The sequence below is a fragment of the Phaeobacter sp. A36a-5a genome (assembly GCF_037911135.1).
Lineage (GTDB): Bacteria > Pseudomonadota > Alphaproteobacteria > Rhodobacterales > Rhodobacteraceae > Phaeobacter > Phaeobacter bryozoorum.
The window spans coordinates 217,650-225,789 of record NZ_JBBLYU010000005.1; the positions used below are offsets into that span (position 1 = coordinate 217,650).

Below are 8,140 nucleotides of genomic sequence, written 5' to 3' on the forward strand. Positions count from 1 at the left end.
TCTCAGTCCTTTGTAGCCTGTGTCGGCACGTATTTGGGCGTGATGATCTCAATGATGCTGGGGCCTGCCTGCGCGGCGCGGTCTTTGATGGCCGCGGCAACCTCTTGCGGATCGGCGGAAACCGCCCGATGCAAGATCCCGAAGGACCGCGCCGCCGCAGCGAAATCCGGCGGTGTCGGATCACAGCCCACCACAGCCACGCCCACCTCCTGCATTGACCGGGCAATTTCCTGATAGCCGTGGTTGTTCCAGACGATGAACGTGATCGGCAAGGCTTCATCCACGGCTGTCATGATCTCGGGCAGGGAAAACTGCGCGCCACCATCGCCGACGATACAGATAACCGGCGTCTGCGGTGCCGCAACGGCGGCGCCGATCGCGGCCGGAATGCCATAACCAAGCGCACCATAGCCGGTGGCCGCATTGAACCAGCCCCCTGGGCGGTCATGATCGTAGTAGAGATTGCCCGCATAGATCGGTTGCGCAGAATCGCCAACGATGATTGCCCCCGGAACTGCTGCGCGCAGCGCATTCAGCACCTCGACCTGCGCGCGGTAACCCTCGCCGATTTCCTCCCAGGCTGCCGCGCGGGTCAGACCCGCCTGTGTGAGGCCCCAGTCGCCGGAGGGGCTGGCAACTGACGGCAGATCGGCGAGAACCGCAGAAAAAACGTCCGCCACATCCGCATGGATCGCCAGCTCAGCCGGGTGTCGGGCCAGCTGCTCAGCGCAGAGATCAACCCGGATCAACCCCGGCATCTGTGGCATCACTCCGGTGGCATACATATCGTAATCGGTCGGCCCCAGCTCGGTTCCCAGCGCCAACACCAAATCCGCCGTCTCGATCAGCCCCCGCACCGAGGCGAGGCTGGGGCTTGCGGGCACCGACAGCGGATGATCAAACAGCACCCCACGCGCATTAACGGTCTGGATCACCGGCGCGCCCAGATGCTGCGCCAGCTGGCGCAACTGATCGGCGCAGAACCGCGCGCCTCCGCCTGCCAGGATCACCGGGCGCTGTGCTGTCGACAGGCGCTGCTTGATTGCGGCCAGATCCGCGGCGGACGGCCCTGCCCTGTTCACATCAGTTGCCGACGACTGGCCGGTTTGGACCGCCGCCGCCCCTGCAACATCCAGCGGAACCTGCAGATGGGTCGGACCCGGGCGTGACAACGCGCTGCCGTCAACCGGTGCAAAAACCTGATCGAGCGCCCGCGCCAGACCCTCCGGCGCCGCCACATGCTCGGACCTCAGCGCAACCAGCTGCGCCAGCGCATGTTGATCCGGCAGCTCGTGCAGATGGCCCAGCCCCTGACCGAGAGAGCCGCTCGCGTTGACCCCGGATATCACCAGCATCGGCACCGAATCCGCCCGCGCCTGCGCCATCGGCGTCAGCGTATTGGTCAGCCCCGGTCCGGTGATCACAAAGGCCACACCCGGTCGGCCGGAAACCCGCGCATAGCCATCGGCCATGAACCCGGCCCCCTGCTCGTGACGCGGTGTGATATGGCGCAGGTCCGAGAGCGCCAGCCCACGGTAAAGCTCTACCGTATGCACACCGGGAATGCCGAAAACATGGCGCACGCCCCGTGTTGCCAGCGCCTCAACCAGCGCTTCGCCGACGGTGTGCGGTGCCGCGTCTTGGGCGGGCCTGCTCATGCCACCTCCGCCGATCGCTGGCTGGCATGATCGACGATCCGCGTCAGCGCGCGGTCAAATGCCTCATCCTCAATCGTCAACGCCACCCGGACCCAGCTCCGCAGACTGTCACCAAAAGAGGATCCCGGCATCACCGCAACCCCACCCCGTCTGAGCAGATCCTGCGCATAGGCATCGCCATCCATACCGGTGGCCGAGACGTCAATCATCGCAAACATACCTGCCTGCGGGCTGTGAACCTGCAATGCCGTGTCGCGGTGCAGCCGCTCTGCCAGTTTCGCCGCACGTATGGCAAATCGCCTGCGCATCCCCGCCGCCACCGGTGATCCGTCGCGCACGGCCTGCTCGGTCATATCCGCGATGAAGGGCTGGTTACCAAACAGCATTGTTTCCGACAGCGGCAGCAAGCCGTCGCAGAAGGCTTTACTGGCAATGCACCAGCCACTGCGGAATCCGGGTGCGGCATGGGATTTGGAAATCGAGGAGACAACGATCACCCGCTCCGAGAAGGCCGCCCGCGCCAGCGGCGAGACAAACTCCGCCGCTTCAAACACCAGCTGTTCGTAGACCTCATCAGAGATGATCCATAGATCATGCGCCTCGGCCAGTCGTCCAATCGCATCAAGGTCCTCAACAGTCAGAATTGACCCGGTCGGATTATGCGGTGTCGTCAGCAGAATAGCGCGACTGCGCGGCGTGATTTTCTCGGCGATATCATCGGCCTGCATCCGAAAACCATGCTCGGCCCGAAGCGCTACGGGCACCATATCGGCACCGCTTGCCCGGATTACTCCTTCGTAGGTGGCATACATCGGATCGCCGACCAGAACCTCGTCCCCGTGCTGGGCCACACCCATCAGCACCGCATAAAGCGCGGTCTGCGTGCCGGGAAAACACAGGACGTTGTCCGGCCCTATAGGCCGCCCCGTGCTGGCGCTATAACGCGCAGCGAGCGCCTGGCGCAGGTTGGCTTCACCACGACCGTCCGAATAACCGGTCCGGCCAGACACCATCGCAGTGCTGGCGGTACGCATCAGCACATCCGGGGGTGGCACGTCAGGTTCGCCGATCGTCATTTCGATGATATCGGCCCCCGCGGCGATCATCTCCCGCGCGGTCAGATGCACAGCCCATTTGGCCCCGCCAAGCCCCGCAAGCCGCTTGGTCACATCGGTCATTCTCATGGCTCTTCCGCCTTATGCTGCAAATTCAGTCCCAGAATTGCGCTGACGGATTCCAATCCGATGGCAGGCAATTCCCCCTCGTCAAAGGCCTCCGGCAAGGCACCGCCCTCCATCCATAGCCCGTCGATCACCGCGTTGCAGGCCACCGCAAGATGATGCAGCCGCGCCGTATCCACCGGCCGCCCTGCCTCGTCCAGTGCGGCGGCGATCAGCTCGCCCAGCTTGTCGCGGAAATAATCATAGGTGCGCTGGTGGATCTGCCGCATGTCGGGATCCTGCTGCACCTTGTTCAAAAACCCCGCCCAAAGCGCCACGGCGGTCGGCTCGACAACGGGCGGGCGCAGTGAGGACACGACGAACCCCGCCAAACGCGACCGGGCGTCGCCTTCGATCCCGGCGATCGGCGCATAGGTGAGATCGCTGATGGTGACCATATGGTGTTCATAGGCCGCGGTCATCAGCTCTTCCTTGGAGGAGAAATAGTGTCGGATCAGCCCCTGGGTCACATTCGCCCGCTCGGCTATGTCGCGCACGGTGGCACCGCGCACGCCTTTTTCGGCCACCAGCTCCAGCGTTGCGGCAATCAGCGCGTCCTTGCGCTCCTCCGCGGTCGCACGCTTAAACTTCCGGCGTTCACCTGACACGGGCTCTCCAAGGGCTGAGTGGTTGCTGGGATTCAGTAATTATACACTTGCATAATTACGCCAAGTCAGCCTTACTACAAGCCGAAATATGAGGACAATAGAAAATGCCCGATCCGGCTGCCGCTGGCCCTGCCCCGCATTCAACAGCCCCAGTCCCCGCGTCGGAGGCCGGTGCCGCGAACATCCGGGCCGCGGAACGGACCGAGGCGATCCGGGTGAGCGACCTGCACAAATCCTTTGGGTCTCTGGAGGTCTTGAAGGGTGTCTCCCTGACCGCCCGACAGGGCGATGTGGTGGCAATTATCGGCGGCAGCGGGTCCGGCAAATCCACTATGCTGCGCTGTATCAATTTTCTGGAAACCCCCAATTCCGGCGAAATCGTCATCGCGGGCGAAACCATCGCCATGCGCCCCGATGGAAGCCCCGCCGACCGCCGCCAGATCGAACGTATCCGCACCCGGCTGGCGATGGTCTTTCAGCAGTTCAACCTGTGGACCCATCGCACACTGCTGGAAAACGTGATCGAAGTGCCGGTTCATGTGCTGAAAGTGCCCCGGTCGCAGGCCATCACCCGCGCCCATGAGCTGCTCGCCCGCGTCGGGCTTGGTGACAAGGCGGATGCCTTTCCCGCTTTTCTGTCCGGCGGCCAGCAGCAGCGCGCCGCCATCGCCCGCGCCCTTGCCGTGGATCCCAGCGTGATGCTGTTTGACGAGCCGACATCCGCATTGGACCCCGAATTGGTGGGCGAAGTGCTGACGGTCATCCGCGATCTGGCGGCCGAAGGGCGCACCATGCTGCTGGTCACCCATGAGATGAAGTTCGCCCGCGAGGTTGCCAACCATGTTGTCTATCTCTTTGAGGGCCGCATCGAAGAGCAGGGCCCGCCGGCCGAAGTCTTCGGCAATCCAAAGTCGGAGCGGCTCAAACAGTTCCTCAGCTCAGTCGGATGATTTCGCCATTCGAACAAACAAATAACAAAACAGGGAGACAGTCATGTCCATGAAATCAAACCTCAAACGCACAGCTCTTGCTGCGACTCTGCTGGCGGCTAGCGGGGCAATTGCCCAGGCCGAACCGGTGAAGATCGGTGTCGCCGCAGAACCCTATCCGCCTTTTGCCTCGCTGGATTCATCCGGCCAGTGGGTGGGCTGGGAAATCGACATTATCAATGCCGTCTGCGCTGCCGCCGAACTGGACTGCGTGATCACGCCGGTTGCCTGGGATGGCATCATACCCTCCCTCACCGGCCAGCAGATCGACGCCATCATGGCCTCCATGTCGATCACCGAAGAGCGGTTGAAAACAATTGATTTCTCCGACCCCTACTACAACACCCCGGCGGTGATTGTCGCCGACAAATCCATGGACATCGAGCCGACCCCGGACTCGCTGGCGGGCAAGGTGATCGGCATTCAGGCCTCTACAATTCACCAGACCTATGCGCAGGAATACTTCAAAGATTCCGAACTGCGCGTCTACCAGACCCAGGACGAGGCCAATCAGGATCTGTTTGCCGGCCGTATCGACGCCACCCAGGCCGATAGCATCGCCATGGCCGATTTTGTCGGCTCGGACGCGGGCAGCTGCTGTGAGATCAAGGGCGCGGTGGCCAATGACGAGGCGATCCTCGGCAAAGGCGTCGGCGCGGGCGTGCGCAAAGGCGACGCCGATGTTCTGGCAGCCCTGAACAAGGGGATCGCCGCTATCCTGGCCGATGGCACCCATGCCGATATCACCTCGAAGTATTTCACGACCAGCATCTACTCCGAGTAAGGACATAACGTGACCGGACTCCTCGACCTGTTTGGTCTGGCCGAGAGCGCGCAGCTGTTGTCGCTCTCGCCGCCGGGATGGGGGGGCAACCTGTTACGGGGCCTCGCCAATTCGCTTCAGATCGCTTTTGGCGCATTTGGCATGGGGCTGATTATCGGGCTTTTCGGGGCCTATGGAAAACTCTATGGCGGGCCGATCCTGCGGGATCTGCTCGCCATTTACACCACCGTGATCCGCGCCGTTCCCGAACTGGTGCTGATCCTGATCCTCTATTATGTCGGCACCGATCTGATCAACAGGCTGGCCGCCGGCCTCGGCTATGGCCGGGTCGAAATCAGCGGCGTTGTGGCAGGCATCTGGGTGCTTGGCATTGTGCAGGGTGCCTATGCGACCGAAGTCCTGCGCGGCGCCATCAAGGCGGTACCGCCGGGCCAGATTGAGGCCGCCCGGTCATATGGCATGCCTGCTTTCATGACCATGCGCCGGGTTACCATCCCGGCCATGATGAGTTTTGCAACGCCGGGGCTGGCCAACCTGTGGCTGATCGCGACCAAGGATACCGCCCTGCTGGCCATCGTTGGCTTTGCCGAGCTGACCTTGGAAACCCGGCAGGCCGCCAGCAGTACGCGGGCCTATTTCACCTTCTTCCTCGCGGCTGGGGCGCTTTACCTGATGGTAACCCTCTGCTCTGGCGTGATTTTCAACTGGATTGAACGTTGGGCCAGACGTGGGCAGCCCTCCCTGCGGGAGACCCGCCAATGAGTGTGCTGAAACCTCTGATGCAGCCTCACCGGCTTGTCCTCATGGCGCTATTCGCAGGCCTGATTGTCTGGTGCGCGGTTTCCCTGCGCTGGGACTGGATTCCAGCCTATGCGCCGCTCGCGCTCCAAGGGCTCTGGACGACGATCTGGATCCTGGTGGTAACCAGTATCCTCGGATTTGCGCTGGCGGTACCGCTTGGCCTCGCCCAGGCGGTTGGCCCCTGGTATCTGTCGGTTCCCGCACGGGTTTTTTGCACCGTCATTCGCGGCACGCCGCTGCTGTTGCAGATATGGCTGCTCTATTATGGGCTGGGATCGCTGTTCCCGCAGTTCCCGTGGATCCGGTCCAGCGAGCTGTGGCCCTATCTGCGGCAAGCCTGGCCATATGCGGTGCTTGCCCTGACCCTGTCTTATGCAGGCTATGAGGGCGAGGTGATGCGCGGGGCCTTCTCAGGCGTTGCCAAGGGCCAGCTGGAGGCCGCCAAGGCCTACGGTATGCCACGCGGCACCATGTTCCGCCGGATCTGGCTGCCCCAGGCGGTGCGCAACGTCCTGCCAACGCTTGGGGGCGAAACCATCCTTCAGCTGAAGGCGACACCGTTGGTGGCCACGATCACGGTTCTGGACATCTACGCGGTTTCCTCGCGGGTGCGGTCTGACACGTTTATCGTCTATGAGCCGCTGCTGCTACTGGCGCTTGTCTACATGGTGATTGCCGGGCTGATCACCCTCGCCTTCAAACGGTTTGAGGACCGGATCCCGCAGCGGCAATAATCACCCGCCCAGCAAGATCAAAGAGCCCCCAGGTGCCGCCTTGGGGGCTTTTCCATGTGCCTGCCGGTCCGGTTCACAGGCACCTAGGACAGGATGGTCAGCTGCTCCACATCCCCATCGATATCGTAACAGGCCGCCAGCAGCCGCTCCTGCAGATGTGAGGTGACGTAATTTCCGTGAAACCGGCTTGGCGCGCGTAGGATCAGACGGCCCCCTGCCCTGCTCTCCCGCGTCAGCGCCTGGATCCAGGCAGCGTAAATGGCCGGGTCCTCCTGGTGCAACACCGCCTTCGCGAGGCTCCACTCGCTGCCGTCGCTGATATCAGGTGCGGGCGCGGTTGTGCCGGTCATCAGCGGCACCACGTTTTTCTCCGGCTCATCGCTGCCACGCATCCGGTGATCGAAATCTGGTCCGACAGCGGCCCAGCAGCTGCGGGTGTCGTCTAGGATCCGCTCCAGATCAAAACCGTATTCCGTTACCCGCCCCCGCGCGCCCTGCCGTTTCACCACCAACCAGCCGAGTGCGCGCAGCTTGGCCATCTCGCGTTTCACCGTGCGTTCGTCGACGGACCACATGCGGGCAATCTCGCGCTGGCCGACTGCCAGCTCATTGCGTTGCCAGTTGTAGCGCGCGGTCATCAGCGTCATGAACCGCAGAACCAGTCGCTGCGGCCCCTTCTCCAGAGATAGGGCATAGGTCCCCATTGCGGTGAGGATATCGTATTTCAGTGCCGCGGCCTGACGCCCGACGGGTTTGCTGGCAAGCATGGCTGCCCTCTTGTCTCCATCCGATGGTGGATGGCTGCCTCTGTCGTCTCATGTTTGCCACGAGATCCTGTTGGGTTCATTGTCGGACCGGGTGGCCCGTGGGTTGCGCTGCGTCGCAACTCTGGGTCCTTTCGATCCGAACTCAACGTTCTTTGGTTGGTTTATCTGATTTGCGTCCAGCGATACGATTCTGTCAAGAGCGCTGTTGCCCGAGGGGCTGTTCCAATTCCATTTTTGAATCAAAAATAGGTATTCATGGTATTGGGTGACAGGTAGGCTGTCCCCTATTGATCGAAAAATGTCCCCCAATATGCAGGGGCAGCTCTGGGCGCGTCCCCCTATATCAGGGTCGAGTATCCAGAAAACCCGTCAGCGGCGCAGGAGCCCGACCGAATCGCAATCGCCCGATAAACAAAGGGTAATGCCGCCTATTCCTGTCGACGTCCCCACGGGGACAGGACGCTTATTCCTACGATAATAGGTTTTGCGTTTTTTGCAAATTCGGCGTAAACGAGTTTCTAGGTAGAAAAAGCGTCCGCTTGGTGAATAAGGCCGCACTACAGAGATCGAGGAGCAGAG

The 8,140-nt window shown here is 62.1% G+C and carries 8 protein-coding genes; 4 read left to right on the top strand and 4 right to left on the bottom strand.

Annotation, left to right across the window (positions count from 1 at the left end; all coding sequences use genetic code 11):
* Nucleotides 1-2: 2 nt before the first annotated feature.
* The 3 genes from WLQ66_RS18110 to WLQ66_RS18120 are packed head-to-tail and all read right to left on the bottom strand — an operon-like array spanning nt 3 to nt 3,486.
* Nucleotides 3-1,658, bottom strand: a complete 1,656-nt coding sequence (locus WLQ66_RS18110) for a 5-guanidino-2-oxopentanoate decarboxylase (protein WP_340547734.1) — start codon at nt 1,656-1,658, stop codon at nt 3-5.
* Complete coding sequence (locus WLQ66_RS18115) at nt 1,655-2,842, bottom strand: pyridoxal phosphate-dependent aminotransferase (RefSeq protein ID WP_340547735.1); 1,188 nt, start codon at nt 2,840-2,842, stop codon at nt 1,655-1,657. Before WLQ66_RS18115 ends, WLQ66_RS18110 begins: the two co-directional genes overlap by 4 nt.
* Nucleotides 2,839-3,486 (bottom strand): TetR/AcrR family transcriptional regulator, encoded by a 648-nt coding sequence (locus WLQ66_RS18120; protein ID WP_340547736.1) that lies wholly within the window; start codon nt 3,484-3,486, stop codon nt 2,839-2,841. Before WLQ66_RS18120 ends, WLQ66_RS18115 begins: the two co-directional genes overlap by 4 nt.
* Before the next feature lie 104 nt (nt 3,487-3,590).
* Here WLQ66_RS18120 and WLQ66_RS18125 point away from each other — a divergent pair, with 104 nt between their 5' ends.
* Genes WLQ66_RS18125 through WLQ66_RS18140 form a run of 4 tightly spaced genes read left to right on the top strand, consistent with a single transcriptional unit; the run spans nt 3,591 to nt 6,794 of the window.
* A complete protein-coding gene (locus WLQ66_RS18125) occupies nt 3,591-4,436 on the top strand; it encodes an ABC transporter ATP-binding protein (RefSeq protein WP_340547737.1) in 846 nt (281 codons plus the stop codon).
* A 43-nt stretch (nt 4,437-4,479) separates the two neighbouring features.
* Complete coding sequence (locus WLQ66_RS18130; RefSeq protein ID WP_340547738.1) at nt 4,480-5,259, top strand: transporter substrate-binding domain-containing protein; 780 nt, start codon at nt 4,480-4,482, stop codon at nt 5,257-5,259.
* 9 nt (nt 5,260-5,268) lie between these two features.
* A complete protein-coding gene (locus WLQ66_RS18135) occupies nt 5,269-6,021 on the top strand; it encodes an ABC transporter permease (protein ID WP_340547739.1) in 753 nt (250 codons plus the stop codon).
* Nucleotides 6,018-6,794 carry an ABC transporter permease gene (locus WLQ66_RS18140; RefSeq protein WP_340547740.1) on the top strand — a complete coding sequence of 259 codons (777 nt, stop codon included), beginning with the start codon at nt 6,018-6,020 and terminating at the stop codon, nt 6,792-6,794. The genes WLQ66_RS18135 and WLQ66_RS18140 overlap by 4 nt, the downstream gene beginning before the upstream one ends.
* Before the next feature lie 83 nt (nt 6,795-6,877).
* On the opposite strand, the gene WLQ66_RS18145 is transcribed toward WLQ66_RS18140, so the two are convergent.
* Nucleotides 6,878-7,561 carry a DnaA N-terminal domain-containing protein gene (locus tag WLQ66_RS18145; RefSeq protein ID WP_340547741.1) on the bottom strand — a complete coding sequence of 228 codons (684 nt, stop codon included), beginning with the start codon at nt 7,559-7,561 and terminating at the stop codon, nt 6,878-6,880.
* Nucleotides 7,562-8,140 lie beyond the last annotated feature (579 nt).